This window comes from [Pseudomonas] carboxydohydrogena, assembly GCF_029030725.1.
Lineage (GTDB): Bacteria > Pseudomonadota > Alphaproteobacteria > Rhizobiales > Xanthobacteraceae > Afipia > Afipia carboxydohydrogena.
This window is the reverse complement of record NZ_CP113162.1, coordinates 2,115,981-2,142,611: the sequence shown is the minus strand read 5'-3', so window position 1 is coordinate 2,142,611 and position 26,631 is coordinate 2,115,981. Positions and strand designations below refer to the sequence as shown.

General features: G+C 63.4%; 20 protein-coding genes and 1 pseudogene. 18 read left to right on the top strand and 3 right to left on the bottom strand.

The genetic code is table 11. The annotated features are described in order from the left end of the window. Window positions 1-72: 72 nt before the first annotated feature. From AFIC_RS10320 to AFIC_RS10265, 12 genes are all read left to right on the top strand, one after another. Complete coding sequence (locus AFIC_RS10320; protein WP_275246146.1) at window positions 73-750, top strand: response regulator transcription factor; 678 nt, start codon at window positions 73-75, stop codon at window positions 748-750. Then, window positions 740-2,125 carry a sensor histidine kinase gene (locus AFIC_RS10315; RefSeq protein WP_275246145.1) on the top strand — a complete coding sequence of 462 codons (1,386 nt, stop codon included), beginning with the start codon at window positions 740-742 and terminating at the stop codon, window positions 2,123-2,125. The genes AFIC_RS10320 and AFIC_RS10315 overlap by 11 nt, the downstream gene beginning before the upstream one ends. A gap of 156 nt (window positions 2,126-2,281) precedes the next feature. Then, entirely contained in the window at window positions 2,282-3,664 is a 1,383-nt protein-coding gene (locus AFIC_RS10310) for a hypothetical protein (RefSeq protein WP_275246144.1), read from the top strand. A 116-nt stretch (window positions 3,665-3,780) separates the two neighbouring features. Continuing rightward, window positions 3,781-4,884, top strand: coding sequence for a c-type cytochrome biogenesis protein CcmI (gene ccmI, locus AFIC_RS10305; protein WP_275246143.1), 1,104 nt, complete (start codon window positions 3,781-3,783; stop codon window positions 4,882-4,884). A gap of 58 nt (window positions 4,885-4,942) precedes the next feature. Further along, window positions 4,943-5,443 carry a cytochrome c maturation protein CcmE gene (gene ccmE, locus AFIC_RS10300; RefSeq protein ID WP_275246142.1) on the top strand — a complete coding sequence of 167 codons (501 nt, stop codon included), beginning with the start codon at window positions 4,943-4,945 and terminating at the stop codon, window positions 5,441-5,443. Then, complete coding sequence (locus tag AFIC_RS10295; protein ID WP_275246141.1) at window positions 5,440-7,428, top strand: heme lyase CcmF/NrfE family subunit; 1,989 nt, start codon at window positions 5,440-5,442, stop codon at window positions 7,426-7,428. Before ccmE ends, AFIC_RS10295 begins: the two co-directional genes overlap by 4 nt. Window positions 7,429-7,432: 4 nt before the next feature. Next, window positions 7,433-7,924, top strand: coding sequence for a cytochrome c-type biogenesis protein (locus AFIC_RS10290; RefSeq protein WP_275246140.1), 492 nt, complete (start codon window positions 7,433-7,435; stop codon window positions 7,922-7,924). A gap of 44 nt (window positions 7,925-7,968) precedes the next feature. Then, on the top strand, window positions 7,969-8,604 hold the full coding sequence (locus AFIC_RS10285; RefSeq protein ID WP_275246139.1) for a pyridoxamine 5'-phosphate oxidase family protein: 636 nt from the start codon (window positions 7,969-7,971) through the stop codon (window positions 8,602-8,604). Between the two features lie 162 nt (window positions 8,605-8,766). Further along, the gene (locus tag AFIC_RS10280) at window positions 8,767-10,344 is read left to right on the top strand and encodes a Do family serine endopeptidase (RefSeq protein WP_275246138.1); all 1,578 of its coding nucleotides are present in this window, start codon (window positions 8,767-8,769) and stop codon (window positions 10,342-10,344) included. Between the two features lie 137 nt (window positions 10,345-10,481). Further along, a complete protein-coding gene (locus tag AFIC_RS10275; protein WP_275246137.1) occupies window positions 10,482-11,201 on the top strand; it encodes a response regulator transcription factor in 720 nt (239 codons plus the stop codon). Continuing rightward, window positions 11,185-12,594 carry a sensor histidine kinase gene (locus AFIC_RS10270; RefSeq protein WP_275246136.1) on the top strand — a complete coding sequence of 470 codons (1,410 nt, stop codon included), beginning with the start codon at window positions 11,185-11,187 and terminating at the stop codon, window positions 12,592-12,594. Before AFIC_RS10275 ends, AFIC_RS10270 begins: the two co-directional genes overlap by 17 nt. Then, on the top strand, window positions 12,591-15,557 hold the full coding sequence (locus AFIC_RS10265; protein WP_275246135.1) for a bifunctional [glutamine synthetase] adenylyltransferase/[glutamine synthetase]-adenylyl-L-tyrosine phosphorylase: 2,967 nt from the start codon (window positions 12,591-12,593) through the stop codon (window positions 15,555-15,557). Before AFIC_RS10270 ends, AFIC_RS10265 begins: the two co-directional genes overlap by 4 nt. 76 nt (window positions 15,558-15,633) lie before the next feature. Here the strand turns inward: AFIC_RS10265 and AFIC_RS10260 are convergent. Further along, window positions 15,634-17,022: pseudogene (locus AFIC_RS10260) on the bottom strand (PAS domain-containing sensor histidine kinase); the annotation flags it as partial. A gap of 1,336 nt (window positions 17,023-18,358) precedes the next feature. Here AFIC_RS10260 and sucC point away from each other — a divergent pair. Beyond that, window positions 18,359-19,531, top strand: a complete 1,173-nt coding sequence (gene sucC / locus AFIC_RS10255) for an ADP-forming succinate--CoA ligase subunit beta (RefSeq protein WP_275246134.1) — start codon at window positions 18,359-18,361, stop codon at window positions 19,529-19,531. A gap of 1 nt (window position 19,532) precedes the next feature. After that, window positions 19,533-20,414 carry a succinate--CoA ligase subunit alpha gene (gene sucD / locus AFIC_RS10250; RefSeq protein WP_275246133.1) on the top strand — a complete coding sequence of 294 codons (882 nt, stop codon included), beginning with the start codon at window positions 19,533-19,535 and terminating at the stop codon, window positions 20,412-20,414. A gap of 9 nt (window positions 20,415-20,423) precedes the next feature. Here sucD and AFIC_RS10245 read toward each other — a convergent pair whose 3' ends face one another. Both AFIC_RS10245 and bhcR read right to left on the bottom strand, forming a co-directional pair. Continuing rightward, entirely contained in the window at window positions 20,424-20,777 is a 354-nt protein-coding gene (locus AFIC_RS10245; protein ID WP_275246132.1) for a GFA family protein, read from the bottom strand. Between the two features lie 58 nt (window positions 20,778-20,835). Further along, entirely contained in the window at window positions 20,836-21,663 is an 828-nt protein-coding gene (gene bhcR, locus AFIC_RS10240) for an HTH-type transcriptional regulator BhcR (RefSeq protein ID WP_275246131.1), read from the bottom strand. A 214-nt stretch (window positions 21,664-21,877) separates the two neighbouring features. On the opposite strand from bhcR, the gene gcl reads away from it, so the two are divergent. The 4 genes from gcl (at window position 21,878) to AFIC_RS10220 (ending at window position 26,513) form a co-directional block, all read left to right on the top strand. Then, on the top strand, window positions 21,878-23,671 hold the full coding sequence (gcl, locus tag AFIC_RS10235; protein WP_275246130.1) for a glyoxylate carboligase: 1,794 nt from the start codon (window positions 21,878-21,880) through the stop codon (window positions 23,669-23,671). 53 nt (window positions 23,672-23,724) lie between these two features. Continuing rightward, complete coding sequence (gene hyi / locus AFIC_RS10230; RefSeq protein ID WP_275246129.1) at window positions 23,725-24,495, top strand: hydroxypyruvate isomerase; 771 nt, start codon at window positions 23,725-23,727, stop codon at window positions 24,493-24,495. 43 nt (window positions 24,496-24,538) lie between these two features. Beyond that, window positions 24,539-25,429, top strand: a complete 891-nt coding sequence (gene glxR / locus AFIC_RS10225) for a 2-hydroxy-3-oxopropionate reductase (RefSeq protein ID WP_420833325.1) — start codon at window positions 24,539-24,541, stop codon at window positions 25,427-25,429. A 64-nt stretch (window positions 25,430-25,493) separates the two neighbouring features. Next, window positions 25,494-26,513 carry a 2-dehydropantoate 2-reductase gene (locus tag AFIC_RS10220; protein ID WP_275246127.1) on the top strand — a complete coding sequence of 340 codons (1,020 nt, stop codon included), beginning with the start codon at window positions 25,494-25,496 and terminating at the stop codon, window positions 26,511-26,513. The last annotated feature ends 118 nt before the right edge of the window (window positions 26,514-26,631 follow it).

The following is a 26,631-nucleotide window of genomic DNA, read 5'->3' as shown; positions in this document are numbered from 1 at the left end:
GCATTCATTTGCCATTCACGCTCGTGCGGTTCATCTTGAGTTGTTCAGTTCAGGATGCCGGAGAGCCTCGCCTTGCGCCTTCTCGTTGTCGAAGATGATCCCGATCTCAACCGCCAATTGACCGCAGCCTTGAGCGATGCGGGATATGTGGTGGACCGTGCCTTCGACGGAGAGGAGGGGCATTTTCTCGGCGACAACGAGCCTTACGACGCCGTCGTGCTCGATATCGGCCTGCCGAAAATGGACGGCATTTCGGTGCTGGAATCCTGGCGGCGCAACAAGCGGGTGATGCCGGTCCTCATTCTCACGGCGCGCGACCGCTGGAGCGACAAGGTGCAGGGGTTCGATGCCGGCGCCGACGATTATGTCGCCAAGCCTTTCCATCTCGAGGAAGTACTGGCGCGGATTCGCGCGCTGCTGCGCCGTTCCACCGGCCATGCCCAGAGCGAATTGACCTGCGGGCCCGTGGTGCTCGACACCCGCACCGGAAGAGTGTCGGTGGATGGCAATCCCATCAAGATGACGTCCCACGAATACCGGCTGCTGGCCTATCTGATGCATCATGCCGGGCGCGTGGTATCGCGCACCGAGCTTGTCGAGCATCTCTACGATCAGGACTTCGATCGCGATTCGAACACCATCGAAGTGTTCGTCGGCCGCATCCGCAAAAAGCTCGACGTCGACATCATCCAGACTGTCCGCGGCCTCGGCTATCTGCTGGCGCCTCCGACCGCGACCAATGCGCGCTAATTCCCTCGCCATCCGGCTGTTCCTGTCGGCGGCGGTCTGGGTTGCGCTGATTCTCACCGTCACCGGTTTCGCGCTCTCCTCGTTGTACAATCATTCGGTGGAGCGCGCCTTCGATCGCCGCCTCAACCTTTATCTGCGCACGCTGATCGCCGAGGTCGGCACGCCGGACGATCCCAAAAATCCCGAAAAGAGCATTCCCGCGCTCGGCGAGCCGTTGTTTGAACTGCCGCTGTCGGGCTGGTACTGGCAGATCGAAAGCATCGATTCCGTCAAACAGGAAGCGCGCGCCTCCCGTTCGCTCTGGGACGCAACATTGCCGCGCCTCGACGAGAAAAGCATTCCTCTCACGGCGTCGGGAGTCCGGCTCGGCTACGTCAAGGGGCCTGAAGACCAACCGCTGCGCATGGTGGAGCGGCCGATCGATCTCGGCACCGACGGCAAATATCTGGTGACTGTCGCGGGTGACGCCAACGAGATTTTCGACGAGACGCGGTTGTTCGACTGGTATCTCGGCGGCACGTTCGCGGCACTCGCCGCGGTTCTTCTGCTCACCACGATCTTCCAGGTCCGTTTCGGCCTTGCGCCTCTTAAGCGCATTTCCAACGCGCTCGCCGATATCCGCTCCGGCAAGGCCGAGCGGCTGGAGGGGCGTTTCCCGGTCGAGATCGCGCCGCTGGCGCGCGAGACAAACGCCTTGCTCGACGCCAACCGCGCCATCGTCGAGCGCGCGCGCACACATGTCGGCAATCTCGCCCATGCAATCAAGACGCCGCTGTCGGTGATCATCAATGAAGCCAATACGCATGGCTCCGACCCGTTCGCGGCCAAGATCCTGGAGCAGGGCGATGTCATGCGCAGCCAGGTCGCCCATCATCTGGAGCGCGCCCGCATCGCCGCGCGGCTGACGGTGGTGGCGACCATCACCGAGATCGAACCCGTGATCGAAGGGCTGGTGCGGACGATGGAGAAAATCCACCGCGACCGCGGCATCGTGATCGACTGGGCGGTGGCGGAGGGCGCGAAATTTCGTGGCGAGCGACAGGATCTCGAGGAGATGGTCGGCAACCTGATCGACAATGCGTGCAAATGGGCGGCGCGCCGGGTGCGGATCGGGGTTTCGGTGGTGCCCCCACAGGGCGACGAACTGGACCCGTCGCTCCACATCGCCGTGGACGACGATGGCAAGGGTCTGTCGGTCGCCGAGCGGGGACAGATCGTCCAGCGCGGGCAGCGGCTGGACGAGTCGAAGCCCGGCTCGGGACTGGGGCTGGCCATTGTTGTCGATCTGGCAGGGCTTTACGGCGGGAACCTGAAGTTCGACAGCGCCCCCATGGGCGGATTGCGGGCCGAACTGGCGCTGCCGGGGGTAGTCTAAGGGCGGTATCACGGTCCGCTAATGCCTTGACCGGACCTGAATAACGGATTTGGCCGGTGCTGGGCGGCGATCATTCCTAACGCCAAATTAACGACGTGCGAGGTAAGCCTGAGAGAAGTGTCGCCTGTTCCGGCGGCTGGCAGCGTTTATGTATCCATGGGCCCCAAGTCACTCGAACGCCTGAAAGAATTTCTCGCGCAGCTTCCGCCGAAATCGCAGGCGTTGCTGATGCGGGAGTTCGAGCGCGCCATCGAGCGCGGTGGCGATGACGCGGTTGTGGCCAACATCGTGCTGGCCGAGTTGCGCAAGATCGTGCGCGCGCCCGACGAAAACACCACGCCGCGCACCGACGATCCCGCGCGCCTGCTGTTCATGCCGGTCGAACCGTTTTTGATCGAGGGGACGGGGGCGGTCAGGCCGGGACAGATCAGGCGCACTTCGCTGACGCCGGTCTGGATGTGGCTGTCGCGCGAAGGCGCTCCGGCCGAGACTCAGACATACGAGGCAGTGCTGAAAAATCCGCAGGCGACAGCAACCGAGATCGATCGCGCGGTTCGTCAGATGCAGTTTGCGTCAGCGCAAGCGATCGAGGCGGCGGCCAGCGGCACCGACCGCCGCGGCTTTGGCCGCATCGGCACGCCTTCTGCGGTGGAGGATATTCCCGCGATTGGCGCCGTTCTCAAAATTCGCGAGTCGCTCGAGATTTTCGGCGCGCGCCTGCCGGGGCAGATCCGCGCTTTGAACGAAGCACAAGTTGCTTCCGTCACCACCGCGATGAATCTGCCCTCGCTGCAAACCCCGCAGGCGCTGCCTTTCGCCTTGTCGGTCGTGATGCAGAGGCTGATGTCGCCCTGGCAGGTGATCCGGCTGAGTATTTCGGTCGCGGCTTCCGACGACGAGGTTCGCGTGGCCGGCACGCCCTATGGCGTGGCCGTCACCATGGCGATCCACGACCTGTCCCGTCTTGTGGGCGAACTGCGCAACGACGTCCGTCGGGGAAAGTTCGACGACACCGCCAATATTCTGAAAGTCCTTCACGACGGCCTGCGCGGATTGCGCACCGAACTGGACATTCGTTCGGATTCGGCTTGGGGCAAGCAACTCTCGTCGATGCGGGCTGAAATCTCCAATGCACTGGATTCGGAAATCGGCTCCGTGCCTGGCCGCGTTCGCCGTTTGCTGCGCCAGAGGCCCGACAAGGACATCACGGCCAACAGCCGCATAGACGAGATGGAAGTCGATGAAACCGCGGCGTTCATCGATTTCGTCGCGACTTGCCGCAACTACGCTGGCGAACTCGCTATCAACGAGGTGACGCGGCGCACCTACAGCGATCTGCAACAATATATCGAGAAGGCCACCGAATCGCTGGTCGAGACGCTTCGGGCGAGCGACACCAGAACCCGGCCGTTTCGCTACGCCCAGGCGCAGGCTGCGATCCGCTTCTGCGAGGTGATGTTTGGGCCCGATTACGCCTCGTTGATGAAGAAGGCGGTCGAGGTCGCCAAATCCGAGCGGAAAGCCTCCCGCAAAGCCTGATTTTTTTGTTCCAGCTCAATTGAAATAGCCGTTTGCAAAGGTTGACTGCACGTGGTGTAACCCCGCCGCGCCCCTAAGTTCTGCCGGGCGCTGGCCCGTTCTGCTCGGAAACCGGAATGTCGCTTTGGTTTATGCTCGCGTTGATGACGGCTGTGGCGGTCTTCGCGGTGCTATGGCCGCTCGGGCGGCAGGTCAAACGGGGCCCGACCGCCAGCGAAACCGTCGTCTATCAGGACCAGCTGGCCGAAGTAACGCGCGACGTTGATGCCGGGTTGATTGGCCCGGTGGAAGCGGAGGCCGCGCGGATCGAGATCAGCCGCCGGCTGCTGGCCGCAGCCACAGGCGAGGAGGGCGATACGCTTGGCGTCAGCAGGAGCTGGCGCCGCGCGGTCTCGATTGTCGCGCTGGCCGGGCTGCCTTTGCTGGCCGCAGGTCTCTACCTCCAGATCGGCTCGCCCTGGCTGCCGGATTTTCCATTCGCCGCGCGCCAGCAGGTGAAGCCGCAGGACGCCTCGATCGAGCGCCTGATCGCGCGGGTGCAGGAAATCCTCGAGAAGAATCCCAAGGACGGACGCGGCTGGAGCGTGCTGGCGCCGGTGCTGCTCAAGCTTGGCCGCGTCGATGAGGCCGTTCCGGCCTTCCGCAACGCGCTCGCCTATAATCCAGAGACGGCAGGCCACCATGCCGATCTCGGGGAAGCGCTCACTGTGGCGGCGAACGGCGTGGTGACGGCGGAGGCCAAGGCCGAATTTGATCGTGCTCTGGCGCTCGACCCGAACGAGAGCAAGGCTCGCTATTTCACCGGCGTTGCGCTGGAACAAGACGGCCAGCCGGCCAGGGCGGCCGACATCTGGCGCGGGATGCTGGAGAAGGCACCTGCCGACGCGCCTTGGCGGTCGCTGGTTCAGGAGGCCCTGGCGCGGGTGTCCGGCAACCGTCCTCCGGCGCTGTCGGCGGACCAGATGGCAATGGCCAAGGGGATGGATGCCGCGGGCCGCAGCGCCATGATCGAGGGCATGGTCGAACGTCTGGCGGACCGTCTCAAAACGAACAAGGATGACGTCGAAGGATGGCTGCGGCTGGTGCGGGCCTATATGGTTCTCGGCGAAAAGGACAAGGCCAACGCCGCGCGGGATAATGCAAGGCAGGCCGTGAGCGGGAATTCGGAACATTTGCGCCAGCTCAATGATGGCCTCAAGGGACTTGGAATAGACGGATAGACATGATGCCGGAAACCGTGGATGGATCATCGGGCCGCGTCATGCGCGAAGGGCTACAATGACGCGCAAACAACGGCGATTGACGATGATTGCGGGCGCGCTGGCGGTGCTGGCGGTGGCCGCGGCGCTGGTGCTGAACGCCATGCGCAGCTCGATCATGTTCTTCACCACGCCTGGCAAGATCGCCGAACAACATATTGCGCCCGGTACCAAATTCCGGCTCGGCGGACTGGTTGAAAAAGGCTCGCTGGTGCGCGGCGATCAGTTGAAGGTCAATTTCGAGGTGACCGACGGCAGCGCCAAGGTGCCGGTGGCTTTTCAGGGCATCCTGCCGGATCTGTTCCGCGAGGGGCAGGGCGTGATCTCGGAAGGCTCGCTCGATTCGAGCGGCGTCTTCCATGCCGATACCGTGCTTGCCAAGCATGACGAGACCTACATGCCCAAGGCCGTGGCCGACGAACTGAAGAAGGAAGGCCACTGGAAGGACGATTACGGCAACGCCGCGAAGGGCGGTTATGGCAAGACCTCAGCCGCCGATGCGCCGGGGGCCGTGAGATGATCGCCGAGGGCGGGCATTACGCACTGGTGCTGGCGCTCGGGCTGGCGTTGATCCAGTCGTTCGTGCCGTTGATCGGCGCGCGGGTGAAAGATCCCGCGCTGATGAACGTGTCGCGCTCCACCGCGATCGTGCAGTTCGCCTTCGTCCTGTTGTCGTTCCTCGCGCTGATCTCGCTGCACGTGATGTCGGATTTCTCCGTTGTCAACGTCTACGAGAATTCGCATTCGCTGAAGCCGCTGATCTACAAGATCACCGGCGTCTGGGGAAACCATGAAGGCTCGATGCTGTTGTGGGTGTTCATCCTGTCGCTGTTCGGCGCGCTTGTCGCGATCTTCGGCGCCAATCTGCCGCTGTCGCTGCGCGCGCATGTGCTGGCGGTGCAGGCGTGGATCGCAACCGCGTTCTATCTGTTCATCCTGCTGACCTCCAATCCGTTCCTGCGCATCGCGAATCCTCCGCTCGAAGGGCGCGACCTCAATCCGATCCTGCAAGACCCCGGTCTCGCCGTGCATCCGCCGATGCTCTATCTCGGCTATGTCGGCTTCTCGATCTCGTTCTCGTTCGCCATCGCGGCGTTGATCGAAGGCCGTATCGACGCGGCCTGGGCGCGCTGGGTGCGGCCGTGGACGCTGATGGCATGGATATTCCTCACGCTCGGCATCGCGATGGGCTCGTACTGGGCCTATTACGAGCTCGGCTGGGGCGGCTGGTGGTTCTGGGACCCGGTCGAGAACGCCTCGCTGATGCCCTGGCTCGCGGGCACGGCGCTCCTTCATTCGGCGGTGGTGATGGAGAAGCGCGAGGCGCTGAAGATCTGGACCGTGCTGCTGGCGATCCTCACCTTCTCGCTGTCGCTGCTCGGCACGTTCCTCGTGCGTTCGGGCGTGCTCACCTCGGTCCATGCGTTCGCGACCGATCCCCGGCGCGGCGTCTTCATCCTGATGATCCTGTGCGTGTTCATCGGCGGCAGCCTGTCGTTCTATGCGTGGCGCGCGGCTTCATTGAAGCAGGGCGGGCTGTTCGCGCCGATCTCGCGCGAGGGCGCGCTGGTGCTCAACAACCTGCTGCTGACCACCGCCTGCGCCACTGTTTTCGTTGGTACGCTTTATCCGCTGGCGCTGGAAGTCGTGACCGGCGAGAAGATTTCCGTCGGCGCGCCGTTCTTCAATCTCACCTTCGCGCCGCTGTTCCTGCCGCTGTTGCTGGCGGTGCCGTTCGGCCCATTGCTCGCATGGAAGCGTGGCGATCTCGTCGGCGCCGCGCAGCGCCTGATGATGGCGGGTATCGTCGCTCTGGTGGCGATTGCCATTGTCTGGGCATGGCAGCGGGGCGGCAGCGCCTTTGCGCCGCTCGCCATCGGGCTTGCGGTGTTCGTCATTCTCGGCTCTGCGGTCGATATCGCCGAGCGCGTGAAGCTGTTCCGCGCACCGATCGCAACCTCATGGTCCCGCGCCACGGGCTTGCCGCGCTCGGCATGGGGGACCGCGTTCGCCCATGCGGGGCTCGGCATCGCGCTGATCGGCATCGTCTGTGAATCGACGTGGAATATCGAGCACATCGCCACCATGCGGCTGAACGATACCGCGCAGCTCGGCAGCTACAGCGCGACCTTCGACGGCATGACGTCGCGGCAGGGGCCGAACTATCGCGAGGACATCGCGACCTTCACCATCCGGCAGGGTGGCGTGGAGGTCGGCACGATGACGCCGTCGAAGCGCAGCTTCACGACGCGCGGCATGTCCACCACGGAGGCGGCGCTGATGACGCGCGGCGTGAGCCAGCTCTACATCTCGCTCGGCGCGGCGGAGCCCAACGGTTCGATCACCGCGCGCATCTACTACAAGCCGATGGTGCTTCTGATCTGGTTCGGCCCGGTGCTGATGGCGTTCGGCGGCATGCTGTCGCTGTCCGACCGCCGCCTGCGGGTCGGAGCGCCGAAGCCCGCGCGACCGAAACTCAGCGGCCTTGCGCAACCGGCGGAGTAGGGCGATGCGGCGTCTTGCAGCCATTATTGCGTTCGTGCTGATGACGGGTCTGCCGTCTGCGGTCTTCGCCGTGCAGCCCGACGAGGTCATGCACGACCCGGCGCAGGAGGCGCGGGCGCGGGCATTGTCGCGCGAACTGCGGTGCATGGTCTGCCAGAACCAGTCGATCGACGATTCGGAGGCGCCGCTGGCACGCGATCTGCGCCTGCTGGTGCGCGAGCGGATCGCGGCGGGCGACAGCGACAGGCAGGTGCTGGATTTTCTGGTCGCGCGTTACGGCGAATTCGTCCTGTTGAAGCCGCCGCTCAAGGAACACACGCTGATCCTGTGGTTGCTTACGCCTGCCGTTCTGATCGGCGGCGGGGCGGGGTTGTGGTTGTACAACCGCAAGCGCTGGGCCTCGCGCAGCGATGATATTACCGCGCTGACGCCCGAGGAGGAGATGCGGCTGGAGAAGCTGATCGCCAATCAGGACTCCGTGGAAAAATCCGCTTGAACGATTAGACTGGGCGAAACATTCCCGTTCGTCCCGGAGGCCGCATGGCTGGCGACCGCATCACTTCATCCGAAGATCTGACCGATGCCTATCCGAATCCGGCCTCTCCGGCTTCGCTGTTCAAGGAGATCGACCATGTGGATGAAAACTACGCAACCCTGATCGCGGCCTCCCCGTTTGTCGTGCTGGCGACGGCCGGCCCCGAGGGGCTGGATTGTTCTCCGCGTGGGGACGCGCCCGGTTTTGTCACGGTGCGGGATTCGAAAACCCTGCTGTTGCCGGATCGCAGAGGCAACAACCGGCTCGATTCTTTCAGAAACATTTTGTCCGACAACCGCATTGGAATGCTTTTCCTGATTCCGGGTTACGGGCAGACCTTGCGTGTGAATGGGTGCGCCGAACTATCCTGCGATCCGGGTCTGTGCGCGCAGTTCGAGGCGGCCGGCAAGCGGCCTGCGAGCGTCATGATTATTCATGTGGAGAAGGTCTTCTTTCAGTGCTCCCGCGCGGTCGTGCGCGCCGAGCTCTGGAATCCCGAGCGGCAAGCCGACAAGACCAGCCTGCCGTCGGCCGGTACGATCCTGCGCGATATTACGGCGCGCAACGAGGAGATCGCGACCTTCGACGGTCAGGCTTACGACGCGGCATTGCCGGGGCGGATCAAGGCAACGTTGTACTGAAGACGATACTGCCGGGATGCCTGCGGCATCAGCTCGCAGGCGGTATCCCCTTAATTACCAAAACTTAATTCCCCCGACAGAGCGCCGTAAGGGCGCATCCCCCATGTTTGACTCCGAAGACGCAGCCCCGCGTCACGAATTTCGATTCATCGGAGTGACCCCATGACCAACCCCGCCGACCTCCCGAAAATCCCGCCCCAGAAAAAACCGCGCGGTCTTCTCTCCATGCGCAAATTTGCCTTGATGGCATCCGTCGTCGCGGGCCTCGGCGCGGCCGCTTATGGCCTCAGCACGCCGTATGCGACAGACGCTTTCGTTAGCCCCGCGCATGCTCAGGTCAACAAGGACGTGCGGCAGGTTCAGCAGCCGATCGGCTTTGCCGATATCGTCGAGCGCGTGAAGCCGTCTGTGATCTCGGTGCGCGTCCGGATCGAGGAGAAGCAGACGGCGGACAACAATGACGACCTGCCGTTCCCGCCCGGCTCGCCGATGGAGCGGTTCTTCCGCCGCTTCGGCGGCCCTGATGGCTTTCCGGGTGGTCCCGGCGGTCGCCGTGGCCGTGGCAATCTCGTGACCGGGCAGGGCTCGGGCTTCTTCATCTCGGCGGACGGCTATGCCGTCACCAACAACCATGTCGTCGATGGCGCCGACAAGGTCGAGGTCACGACCGATGACGGCAAGACCTACAAGGCCAAGGTGATCGGCACAGACAAACGCACCGACCTCGCGCTTATCAAGGTCGAGGGCGGCAGCAACTTCCCGTTCGCGAAGCTGTCCGATGGCGAGCCGCGCATCGGTGACTGGGTGCTGGCGGTCGGCAATCCGTTCGGCCTCGGCGGCACGGTCACGGCGGGCATCGTGTCCGCGCGCGGCCGCGACATCGGCAACGGCCCGTATGATGATTTCATCCAGATCGACGCGCCGGTGAACAAGGGCAATTCCGGCGGTCCGGCCTTCGATACCGCAGGCGAAGTGATCGGCGTCAACACCGCGATCTATTCGCCGTCCGGCGGCAGCGTCGGCATCGCGTTCTCGATTCCGTCCGCGACGGTGAAGAACGTGGTTGCCCAGCTCAAGGACAAGGGCACCGTCAGCCGCGGATGGATCGGCGTGCAGATCCAGCCCGTCACGCAGGAGATCGCCGACAGCCTCGGGCTGAAGAAGGCCGAGGGCGCACTGGTGGCGGAGCCGCAGACCAATGGCCCCGCCGCGAAGGCAGGCATTGAATCGGGCGACGTCATCAACAAGGTGAACGACCAGCCGGTGAAGGATGCCCGCGAACTCGCCCGCACCATCGGCGGCATGGCGCCCGGCGCGTCGATCAAGCTCGGTGTGCTTCACAAGGGCTCCGAGAAGACGCTGACGCTGACGCTCGGCGAGCTGCCGAACGCCAAGTCGATCAAGACCGGCTTCAACGATAACGATAACGGCCCCGGCCGGAACGGCAATGGTTCGGACGTGCCGAATCTCGGCCTCACCGTGGCCCCGGCGAAGTCCGTCGCGGGCGCCGGTAAGGAAGGGGTGGTGATCACCAATGTCAATCCGGACGGCGCGTCCGCCGAACGCGGCCTGAAGGAAGGTGATGTGATCCTCGAGGTCGCGGGCAAATCGGTCGCCACGGCGGACGATATCCGCAACGAATTGAACATCGCCCGCGCCGACAAGAAGAACAGCGTCCTGATCCGTGTCCGGAGCGGCGATTCATCACGTTTCGTCGCATTGCCGGTCGGCAAGGGTTAACTACATGTGAAGTTCCTTTCGATGGAATACGCCCCCCTCCGTCGGAAGGGTAATGGGTGGGCGGTGAGGTTTCCCCAGCTTCGCCGCCCATCTTCTTTTCAGTTTCCAATCCCTTGAAAGAAAACGGTCGTCGCGCCATGGTGATAGCCAATAGTCCCGAACCGACTCCATCGCAGATGCGCCTGCTCATTATCGAAGACGATCGCGAATCTGCGGAATATCTTGCGAAGGCGTTTCGCGAGGTTGGCCATGTCGCGGAATTGGCCGGCGATGGCGAGGAAGGGTTGGCTCTGGCCCAGTCCGGCGATTACGATGTGCTGGTGGTCGACCGCATGTTGCCAAAGCGGGACGGCCTGTCGGTGATCGGCACGTTGCGCGAGAAGGGCGACACCACACCCGCGCTGATCCTGTCCGCGCTCGGCCAGGTCGATGACCGCATCAAGGGCCTGCGCGCCGGCGGCGACGATTATCTGCCGAAGCCCTATTCATTCGCCGAACTGCTGGCGCGGGTCGAGGTACTGTCGCGCCGCCGCGGCGGGCCTTCGGAGGAAACGAGCTATCGCGTCGGCGACCTCGAACTCGACCGGCTGTCGCATCAGGTCAGGCGCGGCGCGACCGAGATCACGCTTCAGCCGCGCGAATTTCGCCTGCTCGAATATCTGATGAAGCATGCGGGGCAGGTGGTGACGCGCACCATGCTGCTGGAGAACGTGTGGGACTATCACTTCGATCCGCAGACCAACGTCATCGACGTGCATATCTCGCGGTTGCGCTCGAAGATCGACAAGGGGCAGGAGCGGCCGCTGCTCCACACCATTCGCGGCGCCGGATATATGATACGTGACGGCCTTCGGTAAACTGATCCGCACCACGGCGTTTCGCCTGACGCTGGTGTATCTTTTTCTGTTCGCGCTGTTCGCGGCTTCGCTGCTCGGCTACTTCGCCTGGAACACGCGGCGGATGATCACCGAGCAGATCACCGAGACCGTCAACGGCGAACTGAGCGAACTCGATCAGCAATATTCGCGCGGGGGCATTCGCGGGCTGGTGTTCGCGATCGAGAACCGGGCGATGCGCCCCGGCGCCAATCTCTATCTGCTGACGACGCCGCAGGGGCAGGCGGTCGCGGGCAATATCGGCTCGCTCCAGCCCGGCGTGATGAACACCACCGGCTGGGCCAATACCGTCTATCATCGTCTCGACGAAAGCGATTCCAAGAACCATTTCGCGCTGGTGCGTGTCACGCAATTGTCCGGCGGCTTTCGCCTTCTGATCGGGCGCGATCTGGAGGAGCGGCAGCGGCTGTTCGGCATCGTCGCCAAGGCGGCGCAATGGTCGGTGGCGATCGTACTGCTGCTCGGGCTTTGCGGCGGCATCTTCGTCGCGCGCCGTGTGCTCCACCGCATCGACGCGATGACGGGAACGGCGCAGCGGATTATGGGCGGCGACCTGAGCGAGCGGCTTCCGGTCGGGCGCAGCGGCGACGAACTCGACCGGCTCGCGGAAAATCTCAACGCGATGCTGGAGCGGATCGAGGCGCTGATGGCGGGGCTCAAGGAGGTCTCCGACAACATCGCCCACGATCTGAAGACGCCGCTGACGCGGCTGCGCAACCGCGCCGAGGAGGCGCTGGCCGACGCCGGCAACGAGGCGGAATACCGCGCCGCGCTGGAGCGCACCATCGAGGAATCCGACGGCCTGATCCGCACCTTCAATGCGCTGCTGATGATCGCGCGAGCGGAATCGGGGCAGGCGCGCGATAACATGGTCGATTTCGACACCGCCATCGTCGCCCGCGATATCCAGGAATTGTACGAGCCACTGGCGGAAGACAGCGGCCTCGCGCTTGAGGTTCAAACCGAGCCGGCGTTCATTCACGGCAACCGCGAACTCATCAGCCAGGCGCTCGCCAATCTCGTCGAGAACGCCCTCAAATACGGCAAGCCAGCCGAACTTGCGCCAGATGTGAAGCCTTCGGTGCTGATCGAGGCGCGCCACGACGACGAAGGCGTCAAGCTCAGCGTCACCGATCACGGCGCCGGTATTCCAGAGTCAGACCGTCAGCGGGCAATGGAGCGCTTCGTGCGCCTCGAAGCCAGCCGGACCCTGCCGGGTTCGGGATTGGGCTTAAGTCTAGCTTCGGCGGTCGCCGTTCTGCATGGAGGCGAACTGCGGCTGGGCGATGCGAAGCCCGGCGTGCGCGCGACCCTTGCCATGCCGGGGCGAGACGTGGAACAAGCGGGGGTATGACGTCAACGAGTGCAGGCGCCACGGATTCCCGACCGCTGGCTGCCCGTTTTGTAACAAATCCGACATCCTTCGCGCCCGACGAGGCGCAGCAACGGGTCGCGGGCTGGCTTGCCGACCTGCCGGCGCAGGATGCCGGGGCGTGGCAGGCTGTCATCGACGGGCATTCCCATGCCCATGCGATCCTTCACGGCATCGCTGAATTCTCTCCTTATTTGTTCGACCTGATCCGGCTTGATCCCGCGCGCGGCCTGCGGGTGTTCACCTGCCGGCCTGAAGATCATATGACGGCGCTGATCGCGCAAGCCCGGAACGAAGCGGCGGCGGCCGCCAGCGAGTCTGCCGTGATGGTGGCCCTGCGGCGGCTGAAAGCCGAGGCGGCGTTGCTGATCGCGCTGTGCGACATCGGCGGCGTGTGGCCGGTCGGGCAGGTGACATCGGCGCTGACCGATGTGGCCGTCACGTCCGTGCAGTGCGCGGTGCATTTCCTTTTATCGCAGGAGGTGGAGCGCGGGCGGCTTCTCGCCCAAAATCCCCAGCACCCGGAGGAGGGCAGCGGGCTGATCGTCCTCGCGATGGGCAAGATGGGTGCGGGCGAATTGAATTTCTCCAGCGACATCGACCTGATCGTGTTCTACGACCCCGACAAGGGCCAGTTGTCCGACAGCGTCGAGGCCTCGCCGTTCTTCGCGCGTCTGGCGCAGGGCATTGCGCGCCTGCTGCAACAGCGCACCGGCGACGGCTATGTGTTCCGCGTCGATCTGCGGCTGCGGCCCGATCCCGCCTCGACGCCCGCCGCGGTGTCGGTGGAGGCCGCGCTCCATTACTACGAGCGCGAGGGCCGCACCTGGGAGCGCGCGGCGATGATCAAGGCGCGGCCCTGCGCGGGCGACCTTGCATCCGGCGATGCATTGCTCTCGGAAATTTCCCCATTCGTCTGGCGCAAGCATCTCGACTTCGCGGCACTGACCGATGTCCACGATATGAAGCGGCAGATGCAGAGCTTCCGTGGCCAGAGCGAGATTTCGGTCGAGGGCCATAACGTCAAGGTCGGGCGCGGCGGCATTCGCGAGATCGAGTTCTTCGCGCAGACCCAGCAATTGATCGCGGGGGGGCGGCACCCTGAATTGCGGGTGAGGCCGACGCTGGTGGCGCTCGACATTCTCGCCGCCAACAACTGGATCGCGCAGAGCGTACGCGAGGAGCTGGCGAGCGCCTATGAATTCCTGCGCCGCGTCGAGCATCGCATCCAGATGATCGCCGACGAGCAGACCCACACGCTGCCGGCCGACAGCGAGGGCATCGAGCGTTTCGCGCGATTCTTCGGCTATGCCGACCGTGCGTCGTTCGCCGCCGACCTGCTGCGCCACCTCAATTGCGTGCAGGGTCATTACGAGCGCCTGTTCGAGGGCGATCCGTCCGAGCCGGAGAAGGCCCCCGATGTCGATTACGGCGCGGGGCCGGATGACGCGCGGCTGCTCGATCAATTGCGCCGCCTCGGTTTCAAGACGCCGCGGACGGTGGCGGAAACCGTGCAGCACTGGATGGCGGGCGAATATCGCGCATTGAAAGTGGAGAGTACGCGCGAGGCGTTCCGCGAATTCGTGCCGAACCTGTTGCGTGGCCTGTCGCGCGCCGAACATCCCGATGCCGCCATCAACGAATTCGACCGCTTCCTGCAAGCGCTGACCCGTGGCGGCCGGCTGATCTCGCTGCTGGCGCAAAACAAGGACGTGGTCGCGCTGGTGGCGCTGATCCTCGGCGCGGCGCCCCGGCTCGGCGACATGCTGGCGCGCCATCCGCAGATCATGGACGGGTTGATCGATCCGCGCTTCTTCGGCGCGATGCCGGATCGCGACGAACTGTCGGCGCGCCTCACCGCGACACTGGCGGACGCGGACTCCTACGAGGAGTTTCTCGACCGTCTGCGGATGTTCGGTCAGGAAAGCCTGTTCCTGACCGGCACGCGCATCCTGTCCGGTACCGTGTCGGCGCGGCAGGCGAGCACGGCGTTCGGCGATGTCGCGGAAGGCATCGTGCATACCGTGCACGATCTCACCGCGCGCCAGTTCGCCGAACAGCATGGTCTCATCAAGGGCCAGCAGACCGCCATCCTCGCGATGGGCAAGCTAGGCGGCCGGGAGATGACCGCGTCCTCCGACCTCGATCTGATCCTGATCTACGATTTCGACCATGATCATCCGGATTCGGACGGATCACGCTCGCTGCACGGCGCGCAATATTTCGCCCGCTACACCCAGCGCCTCATCAGCGCGTTCACGACGCGGACTAATTACGGCGTGCTCTACGACATAGATATGCGGCTGCGCCCTTCAGGGCGCGCCGGTCCGGTCGCTACGCGGCTCGATGCCTTCGCGGACTATCAGGACAACGAGGCCTGGACGTGGGAGCACATGGCGCTGACCCGCGCCCGTGTGATCTCAGGGCCGCCGGATTTCCAGAAACAGATTGAGGACTTGATCGCCCGCGTGCTGATGCGCCCGCGCGACATCGACATCATCGCCAACGACGTGCTGGAAATGCGCAAGGCGGTGGCCGATGAGAAGGGCGAGAACGACATCTGGGACTTGAAATATGCCGCGGGCGGCATCGTCGATATCGAATTCCTGGCGCAGTACCTGCAACTTATTCACGCCGCGCAGAAGCCCGGCATCCTCAACGTTAACACCATGCAGGTCTACGACAACGCGGTGAAGCTCGGCGTGCTGGCCTCATCCGATGCGGAAATCCTGCGGCCCGCCGCGCGGCTCTATCAAAACCTGACGCAGGTGCTGCGGTTGTGCGTGTCGGAGAAATTCAAACCAGATACGGCTGGGGAAGATCTTTTGCGCGTGATGACTCGGGCTGCCGACGCGCCCGACTTTTCCGCGGTCGAGGCTCGCCTTCGGGAGACGCAAGCCGAGGTGCGCGAGATTTTCCTGAAGCTGATGCAGGCGAGACCTTAACCGGTTCCACCACGGCGCACGGCAGGTCGATCCTAACCACGGTGCCGACGCCGAGTTGCGAACGCAGTTTCATCGAACCGTTATGCAACTGGACCAGCGATTTGGAGATCGCGAGGCCGAGGCCGGAGCCGTGATAGCTCTTGGTCAACTGGCTTTCGACCTGCTCGAAGGGGCAGCCGAGGCGGGCGAGGGCTTCCTTCGGAATGCCGATGCCGGTGTCGGCGATCGTCACCATCACTCGGTCGCCGATCATGCGGCTACGCACCACGATGCGTCCGCCATCGGGCGTGAACTTCACCGCATTCGACAAGAGATTGACGAGGATCTGTTTCATCGCCCGGCGGTCGGCGACGATCGGAATGGCGCTGTCGATCCGGCTGTCGAGCGTCAAATGCTTGCCGTCGGCCCAGCTCGAGGCGACGCGCGTGGATTCCGACACGGTTTCGGCGAGGTCGAGCTTCTCGGGGGCGAGCTTCATGCGCCCGGCCTCGATCTTCGACATATCGAGGACATCGTTGATGACGTCGAGAAGGTAATTCGCGCTCGTCAGGATGTCCTGGCAGTACTCCTGATAGCGTCCGGAGCCGAGCGGGCCGAACATGCCGCGGCCCATCACTTCGGAAAAGCCGATGATGGCGTTGAGCGGCGTGCGCAGTTCGTGGCTCATGTTGGCGAGGAATTTCGACTTGGTCTGGTTGGCTTCCTCGGCGCGGCGCTTCTCTTCGGCATATTTCTGCGCGAGGTCGGCCAGCTCCCGGGCTTGTTGTTCGAGTGCCACTTGCGATCGCTTGAGATCGACGACATAGGCGGTCAACCGCAGGTCGTTGTCTACCAGCCGCTGCTCGTGGCGCTTGATCTGGGTGATGTCGGTGCCGACCGACACGAAGCCGCCGTCCTTGGTGCGGCGCTCGCTGATGTTCAGCCAGCTTCCGTCATTGAGCTGCGCCTCGAAGGTCCGCGAACCCGGCGCGGAAATCTCGGTGTCGGCGACGCGGGCGCGAATTTCCGGCATGTGCCCGACCTCGATCACCGTCTCGTAGGGCGTGCCCGCGGTGACGGCCGAATCCGGCAGCTTGTGCAGCCGCTGGAAGTGCGAGTTGCAGAGCACCAGCCGGTTTTCCGAATCCCACAGGACGAATGCTTCCGGGATCGTCTCGATGGCGTCCCGCAGGCGCAGATCCGCCTCGACCGAGCGAGCCGCGAGGCTCTTCTGTTCGGTGATGTCGAGCGCGATGCCGATCAGATGGCTGCCGCCGTTGCTGCCGGCTTCGGTCAGTTCGCAACGCACGCAAAGCCAGATCCAGTGGCCGTCGGCGTGGCGCATCCGGAAGGTCTGGTCGATATGGCTGATTTGTCCCGACAGCAATTGGTCGGCAATCGCCATCAGGTCGATGTCTTCGGAGTGGACTAGCGCGTTGACTTCGCCGAACGCGAGGAGGTCGTTGCGGCTTTCCAGCCCCAGCATCGTGAACATCGATTGCGACCAGAAGACACGCCCGCGCGAGAGGTCCCAGTCCCATAATCCGCAGCGGCCGCGATTGAGCGCGGTGTCGATGCGGCCACGGACGGCGTCGTTGATGAGGTCGCTTTCGCGTGCGCGGGTGGATTGCCAGTGGAAGGCGAAGCCCAGGATCAGCACCACGAAACCGGTGGTGGCCGACAGTGTGATTTGCAGCGCCGTGTCGGAACGCCATGAGGTTGCGTTCTGCGCCTGCATGACGATGACGCTGCCGGACGCTGCGTCCAGCGTGCGCTGGGCGGCCAGCGCCATACGTCCGTCAGGCAATGGCAGTTCGACCACGGCCTCGCCGGTGTCGTTGAGGGCCTGAGCCTGTGCGGGCGTGACGGCATCGAAGGCTGCGTCGTTGCTGCCATCGAGCGCAAGCTGCACGCCCTCCTGCCGGTCGAGGCCGGTAACGAGGATGTGCCGTCCGGAGGCGCTGGCCCATGACGGCACGAGACCGGGCAGGGTGGACTGGAGTCTGGTCGCCGACAGCGCGCGATCAGGCCGCCGTGCCGCCAGATGGTCGATGCGTTCCTTCATCAGGTCAGCGAGGGAAGCGATCTCGCGTGTCGTGGCGGCATGCTTCTGACGGTTCTGGTCCAGCACCTGCACGAAGGCGCCGATCAGGATCGTGACGAGGAAAGCAATGATGAGGATGGGAACGGCGCGACGAAGAAGGGGTTCGGCGATGAGGAGGCGGTTATAAGCTGGTTGAGCTATCGACTGTGCCAATCCCTTGATCGAATCGGATTGGACACACGAACTCGTCGCGTGAACGCGCGCCATTAACAGCCCCCGGATTTGCCGTTGTCCCCTCCGAAAGCTGACGCGCAACTTGCTCTCGAATCGCAAGCTGATTTGAATCCAGTTTTCCCACGCTGTCGAGAGTCAACGAATCCTTAATCGAAAATAATTTTATCCAACGCTTCTTTTGGTGTCGCGAGCACAGGTTTTTTGAGTCCGAACCGGGAACGATCGATGTCCTGCTGCGCGGATCATGCGATTCATCAGCTTGCGGAGCGCGATTGTCCGCGATTGTTTTGCGGCGAGACGGAGCAGGGGCCGCCACACGATTTTGGCTGTCGCGGGTCCTTCGGTTTGCCTGTTTTGCATGCGCCCGGTCCGCCCTTGCCGCAGGCCAGCCCTCGCAGCCTCGCGCGTTGCGGACATGCTGCGAGTTTGATATTCCGGTGGCGACAAGTCGTTCGGTGCGAAGTTGGCCTGAAGGCCCTTTATTGTTGAATCGAGGGGCGAACCTACGCAGCATCGGCCGAAGCCACCGGCTGGAGATGCACGCGTGAATCTGCACGAGTTTCAGGCAAAACAAATCCTGGCGGGCTATGGCCTGCCTTCCCCGGGCGGCAAGGTCGCCATCACGCCGGATCAGGCCGTCGCGATCTATAACGAACTGGGCGGCGGTGCCATCGCCGTCAAGGCGCAGGTCCACGCCGGTGGCCGCGCTCAGGCCGGCGGCGTCAAGATCGTCCATTCGGAGAAAGAGGCGAAGTCGGTCGCGGCCTCGCTCCTCGGCAAGAAACTCGTGACCGCCCAGACCGGCCCGGCCGGGCGCGTGGTCCGCCGTATCTATATCGAGAAGGCTGTCGAGCCGGTGCGCGAACTGCATGTCGCGCTGCTGATCGACGGTTCCTCCGGTCATCTCACATTGTTCGGCAGCGCCCATGGCGGCGGCGACATCGAGGAGCGGGCCGCACGCGGAGAACTGCGGCTCGAACGTCTCGGCCTTGGCGATGGCTCGAAGCGCCACGCCGATGAAGTGGCCGCCTTCGCAAGCAAGATACGTATCGACGGCGCGTCCGTCCCGGCCTTCGGCGCCATCGTCGATGGTTTGCGCCGCGCCTTCGTCGAGCTCGACGCCAGCCTGATCGAGATCAACCCGCTGGCGGTGCTGCGCGACGGCAGCTTCCAGGCGCTCGACGTCAAGATGGTGCTGGAAGACAACGCGTTGTTCCGGCACCCCGACCTTACCGCCTTGCGCGACGAGGACGAGATCGACCAGCGCGAGGTCGAGGCGCAGCGCCATCAGCTCAATTTCGTCAGCATGGACGGCAATATCGGCATCGTCGCCAATGGCGCGGGCCTCGGGCTTGCGAGCGTCGATCTGGTTTACGCGGCGAAGGGCAAGCCCGCCAACTTCATGGATATCCGCACCACGGCGACGAGCCTCGACGTGGCCTACGGCTTTGGTCTTTTGCTCGACAATCCCGCGACGCGCGCGATCTTCCTCAACGTCCATGGCGGCGGCATGCAGCCCTGCGACACCATCGCGGAAGGGCTCGGCATCGCCATGCGCCGCACCGGCCGCTCGCTGCCGGTGGTGGCGCGGCTGGCGGGCAACAACGCCGAATTCGCGCGCTCGCGCTTCGTCAATTTCGGTTGTCCGGTCACCGATTGTCCGGACATGTGGACCGCTGCGACCAAGGTCGTCGCCATTGCACAGAAGGGAGGATGAGGTGGCCATCCTCGTCGACAAGGATACAAAAGTTCTGTGTCAGGGCATGACCGGGTGGGCGGGCACGCATCACACCGCGCGCATGATGGAGTACGGCACCACGGTGGTCGCGGGCGTGACGCCGGGCAAGGGCGGGCGTTCGCATCTCAACCTGCCGGTGTACGACAACGTTGCCAAGGCGAAGGCCGAGACGCAAGCCAACGCCAGCATGATCTTCGTGCCGCCCGCCAATGCGGCGCATGCGATGATCGAAGCCATCGAGGCTGAAATTCCTCTGATCGTGGCGGTCACCGAGCGCGTTCCCGCGCTCGACATGGTGCGTGTGCGTCAGGCACTCGATGGCTCGAAGACCCGGCTGATCGGGCCCAATTCGCAGGGCATTCTCGCACCCGGGATCTGCATGATCGGCGTGATGGCGACCGGCAGCGAGCGGCCCGGCAATGTCGGCATCGTCTCGCGCTCTGCCTCGCTGACGAGCGAAGTGGTGGCGCAGATTTCAGCCGAGGGACTTGGCCAATCGACCACGGTGGGCGTCGGGGGCGATCCGATCCATGGCATGAGCATGGTCCAGTGCGTCGAGTTGTTCCTTGAAGACCCCGAAACCAAGGGCATCGTGCTGATCGGCGAGATCGGCGGCACCGAGGAGCAGGAAGTCGCCGACTATTTGCAGGGCCGCAAGGCGGCGAAGCCGGTGGTCGCGCTGATCGCCGGGCAATACGCGCCGCCCGAGCGCCGCATGGGTCATTCCGGCACGCTGACGATGTACGGGCGCGGCGACGCCAACAGCAAGATCGCGGCGCTGGAGCGGGCGGGTGTGCAGGTCGCGCCGAGTTCGCATCTGGTCGGCGCGACGATCCGTCAGGCGCTGCGGCAGATGAACTGAGCGTAGCGTTCAGTAGCTGCGCCCATCGACCTTCTGCACGGGCAGGGCGTCGATATCGACGTCATCCAGACAACGCACGTTGATCGCCGCCATCTTCCGGCCGTCCGGCGCCGTTCCGCGCGCGAAGGACTGGATGCCGCATGTCGCGCAGAACAGATGATGGATGGCGTGCTTGTTGAAGGTGTATTCGGTCGTGGCATCCGCTCCCTTCAGGAGGGTGAACGCTTCTTCCGGTGCAAAGGCCAGCAGCGAGCCGAGCCGGACGCAGCGCGAGCAATTGCAGGCAATGACGCCGGCAAGATCGAGCTGCACTTCATATCGCACGTTGCCGCACTGGCATCCGCCGCTGTAGGTCTTGGCCATGTAACCTTCCGGATGTTCGCGTGAACCCGGGACTGGTTAGCGCGGGAAGGTTTCCCGCTCAAGCGTCGCGGTGCGGTGTCGCTCCACCGATCGACGATGTGATCTGATCCGCCGCCCGCATGATGAGAGGGCCGAACTCGCCGAGCCGCTGCGATGTCAGCCGCACCGTCGGTCCGGAGATCGACACCGCGGCAATGGTTTCCCCCAACTCGTTATAGATAGGTGCCGCGATGCAGCGCATGCCGGGCGTGCGCTCCTCGTCGTCGATTGCCCATCCACGCTCGCGGCTTTCGGCAAGCTCGGCGAACAATTCGGCCGGATCGACGCGGGTTTTCTCCGTGAAGCGCTGCAATCCCTTCGCATAGAGGATCTGCTTCACGCGTGCTTCCGGCAATCCAGCGAGCAGGGCCTTGCCGACGCCGGAGGCGTGCATCAGGCTGCGGGAGCCAGCGCGGAAGAAAGCGCGCAGCGTGTTGTGGCTCTCGATCTGCGAGATGAAGACCACCTCGCCATTGTCCTCGATGCCGAGATTGATGGTCTCGCCGGTCTGTTCCATCAACTGGCGCATCACCTCGCGGCCCATGCCGGCGAGGCGGCGGTTGCGCAGGAATGTCATGCCGGTCTTGAAGGCATCGACGCCGATCAGCCAAAGCCCGCGCTCTTCATCGTGCATCACAAAGCGATGCGTCTCGAGCGTGAACAAGAGGCGGTGCACGGTGGAGGGGGCGAGGCCCGAGCGTTGTGCGAGATCGGTCAGCGTCAGTCCGTCGGCCTCCGAGATCAGCCGCAGCAACGCAAGCCCTCGGTCCAGCGCCTGGATCGATCCGGCCTTTGCAGGATTGAAGTTACGCGGCCGCCCTCGCTTGCGGTGGTCTACCGTGCTCATCCGATCTGAACTCCAGGCTGCCTCTTGTTTCACATATTACGGAAACATTTTTTATAATGAAATCAGATTGCTCGATTTATAAATTCAACTAATTGATATTATAAGAAAAAATATACATAGACAAAACTGGAAAAATATTCTGAAATGAGTTGACGACGGAAGCCATTTGGCATTCTGTATGCCAGATTGAAGAAATATTCAGGGAGATGCCGCTATGGCCCGTATGAGAGCAGTAGACGCCGCTGTTGCCGTTCTGGAGAAGGAAGGCATCGTTCAGGCGTTCGGTGTTCCGGGAGCGGCTATCAACCCGCTGTACTCGGCGATGAAAAAGAGCGGCGGCATCAAGCATGTGCTGGCGCGCCACGTCGAAGGCGCCTCTCACATGGCCGAGGGCTACACCCGCACCAGGCCCGGCAATATCGGCATCTGCCTCGGTACCTCCGGCCCCGCTGGCACCGACATGATTACCGGCCTGTATTCCGCCAGCGCGGATTCGATTCCGATCCTCTGCGTCACCGGGCAGGCGCCGCGCGCGCGCCTCTACAAGGAAGACTTCCAGGCCGTCGATATCGAATCGATCGCCAAGCCGGTCACCAAATGGGCGGTGACGGTGCGCGAACCGGCTCTGGTGCCGCGCGTGTTCCAGCAGGCCTTCCACATCATGCGTTCGGGCCGCCCGGGTCCGGTGCTGATCGACCTGCCGTTCGACGTGCAGGTGGCCGAGATCGAGTTCGACATCGACACCTACGAGCCGTTGCCGGTCTACAAGCCGTCGGCGACCCGCAAGCAGATCGAGAAGGCGCTTGAGATGCTCAACACCGCCGAGAAGCCGCTGATCGTCGCCGGTGGCGGCGTCATCGGCGCGGGTGCTTCCGATCTTCTGGTGCAGTTCGCCGAGACGCTGAACGTGCCGGTGATCCCGACCCTGATGGGGTGGGGGTCGATTCCCGACGATCACGTGCTGATGGCTGGCATGGTCGGTCTTCAGACCAGCCACCGCTACGGCAACAAGACCATGCTGGAGTCCGATTTCGTGCTCGGTATCGGCAACCGCTGGGCCAACCGCCACACCGGCTCGGTCGAGACCTACACCAAGGGCCGCAAGTTCGTTCACGTCGATATCGAGCCGACGCAGATCGGGCGCGTGTTCAATCCCGATTTCGGCATTGTGTCCGACGCCAAGGCGGCGCTGGAACTGTTCGTTGCCGTTGCGAAGGAATGGAAGAAGACCGGTAAGCTCAAGGAGCGCCAGGCGTGGCCGGCCGCGTGTCAGGATCGCAAGCGCACCATGCTGCGCAAGAGCCACTACGACAACGTGCCGATCAAGCCGCAGCGCGTCTATGAGGAGATGAGCAAGGCGTTCGGTCGCGACACCTGCTACGTCAGCGTCATCGGCCTGTCGCAGATCGCGGGCGGTCAGTTCCTCGGCGTCTACAAGCCGAACCACTGGATCAACGCCGGTCAGGCCGGCCCGCTCGGCTGGACGCTGCCCGCCGCTCTGGGCGTGCGCGCGGCTGATCCCGATCGCGAGATCGTGGCGCTGTCGGGCGACTACGACTTCCAGTTCCTGATCGAGGAGCTTGCGGTGGGCGCGCAGTTCAAGCTGCCCTACATCCATGTCCTCGTGAACAATTCCTATCTCGGCCTGATCCGCCAGTCGCAGCGCGGCTTCGACATGGATTATCAGGTGCAGCTCTCGTTCGATAACATCAACACGCCCGAGATCGGCGAATACGGCGTCGATCACATCAAGGTCGCGGAAGGCCTCGGCTGCAAGGCTATCCGCGTCACCGATCCGAAGGATGCGCAGGCCGCGTTCGCGCAGGCCCGCAAGTGGATGAAGGAGTTCAGCGTGCCGGTGGTGGTCGAGTTTATTCTCGAGCGCGTGACCAACATCTCCATGGGCACCGAGATCGACAACGTCGTCGAGTTCGAGGAGGTCCTCGACCTTCCGCTTGACGAAGTGCCGGCAGGTCAGGGTAATCCTCGCAAGCTACAGCCCGTCTAGGCTGTAGCGGCGATCCCGCTATCTGTCACAAACCGGAAATGAAGGAGGGCGCTTTGCCGCGCTTTGCAGCCAATCTCACGATGTTGTTCAACGAAGTCCCGTTCATGGAGCGCTTCGCCGCCGCGACGAAGGCCGGCTTCAAGGGCGTTGAATATCTGTTTCCCTACGATTTCCCGGCCGAGGAGCTCGCCAAGCAGCTTTCGACGCACGGTCTGACGCAAGTTCTTCACAATCTGCCCGCGGGCGATTGGGGCAAGGGCGAGCGCGGCATCGCGATCTTCCCGGACCGCGTTGACGAGTTCAAGGCGGGTGTGACCAAGGCGATCACCTACGCCAAGGCGCTGAAGTGCGGCCAGCTTAACTGCCTCGTCGGCGTGATGCCGCAGGGCGCGGACAAGAAGAAGCATCACGATACGCTGGTGTCGAACCTGAAGTTCGCGGCTTCCGCGCTGAAGAACGAAGGTATCAAGCTCCTGATCGAGCCGATCAACACCCGCGACATTCCGGGCTTCTTCCTGACCCACACCAGGCAGGCGATCGACATCATCGCCGAGGTTGGTTCGGACAACCTGTACGACCAGTACGATATTTATCACATGCAGATCATGGAGGGCGATCTGGCCCGCACGATCGAGGCCAATCTGGCCAAGATCGCGCACATCCAGCTTGCCGACAATCCGAACCGCAACGAGCCGGGCACGGGCGAGATCAACTATCCCTTCCTGTACGAGTTCATCGACAAGATCGGCTACAAGGGCTGGATCGGTGCCGAGTACAAGCCTAAGACCGACACGGTCGCAGGTCTCGGCTGGTTGCCGAAATAACAAAAGCTGTTGCCATCCTCATAGAGACTTAGGGAGTTTTCTGATGTCTAAGAAACTGGGCTTTATCGGATTGGGCACGATGGGCGCGCCGATGGCGGGCCATCTGATTGCCGCCGGTCACGAGGTTCACCTCTACACCATCGAAGGCGTGCCTGCCGATCTTGCCAAGAAGGGCAAAGCCGCCAAGAGCGCGGCCGAAGTGGCGAAGAACGCCGACATCATCATCATCATGGTGCCGGATACGCCGCACGTCGAATCCGTGCTGTTCGGAGAGAATGGCATTGCCGGAAACCTCGGCAAAGGGAAGATCGTGGTCGACATGAGCTCGATCTCGCCGATCGAGACCAAGAAGTTCGCCGAGAAGGTCGAGAAGCTCGGTGCGCGTTATCTCGATGCGCCGGTCTCCGGCGGTGAAGTCGGCGCCAAGGCCGCCTCGCTCACCATCATGGTCGGCGGCCATGACGAAGACTTCGCGACCGTGAAGCCGTACTTCGAACTCATGGGCAAGAACATCACCCATGTCGGCGGCAACGGCGACGGCCAGACCACCAAGGTCGCGAACCAGATCATCGTCGCGCTGAACATCGAGGCGGTTGCCGAGGCTCTGATCTTCGCATCGAAGGCGGGCGCCGATCCGGCCAAGGTGCGCAAGGCGCTGATGGGCGGCTTTGCATCGTCGCGCATCCTCGAAGTGCACGGTGAGCGCATGATCAACCGCACCTTCGATCCGGGCTTCCGCATCGAACTGCACCAGAAGGATCTCAACCTCGCGCTGCAAGGCGCCAAGGCGCTCGGCGTGGCGCTGCCGAACACCGCGACCGCGCAGGAGCTGTTCAACACCTGTGCCGCCAATGGCGGCAAGGCGTGGGATCACTCTGGCATGGTGAAGGCGCTGGAGCTGATGGCCAACCATCCGGTCGCCGGCAAGAAGTAATCCAACATCGGACATCCGGGGCTCGACCCCGGATGTCCGCAGAACAATAATTCAGGAGGGGTCCATGAAAGTTTGTATTTTCGGTGCTGGCGCGATCGGCGGCTATATGGCCGTGATGATGAAACGTGGCGGCGTCGATGTCTCTCTCGTCGCGCGCGGACCCCACCTTGCCGCCATCAAGGCCAATGGCCTGAAGGTCGTGTTCAAGGACAAGGAATTGTCGGCGGCCATGCCGGCGACCAACGATCCTCGGGAATTGGGCCCTCAGGATTACGTCATCATCGCGCTGAAAGCGCATCAGGCGTGGGAATCCGTCGATCAGCTTAAGCCGCTGCTCGGCCCGAACACGGTGGTCGTCACCGCGCAGAACGGCGTGCCGTGGTGGTATTTCTACGGCCTCGACGAAAAGTTCGCCGATTTGCGGCTCAAGAGTGTCGATCCCGGCAACCGCCAGTGGAATGCGATCGGCCCGCAGCGCGTGATCGGTGCGACCGTCTATCCGGCGACCGAGATCACCGAGCCGGGCGTCATCAAGCACATCTATGGCGACCAGTTCGGTCTTGGCGAGCCGAACCGCCAGCCGAGCGCGCGCCTGACCGAATTCGCCGATGCGCTCACCGCGGGCGGGCTGAAGCCGCGCCTGTATGACGACATCCGCGACGACATCTGGATCAAGCTGTGGGGCAACCTGTGCTTCAATCCGCTGTCCGCGCTCACACATGCCACGCTCGACATCGTCGCGACCGATCCCGGCACGCGCGCGGTGGCGAAGGCCATGATGCTCGAAGCCCAGCAGATCGGCCAGCACTTCGGCGCGCATTTCCGCGTCGATGTGGAGCGCCGCATCAATGGTGCCGCCGGTGTCGGCGCGCACCGCACCTCGATGCTGCAAGATCTCGACAAGAAGCGGCCGCTGGAAATCGACGCGCTGCTGACCTCGGTGCAGGAGATGGGGCATCTGGCCAACGTGAAGACGCCGTACATCGATACGGTATTGGCGCTGGTGCAGCAGATGGGCCGCTCCAACGGCGTCTATCCGACTTTCCCGGAAGAAGTCCGCACCCCCGAAGCGGTCACGGCCTGATTTGATATTCCGTATGCCGGATACTCACCCGGCATACGGTGCCTCTCCCTGCGATCGTCCGTTTTCGCGCACGTGTCGTGCAGGATATATTTATTTGCAGCCTGAATCGGATTATCTG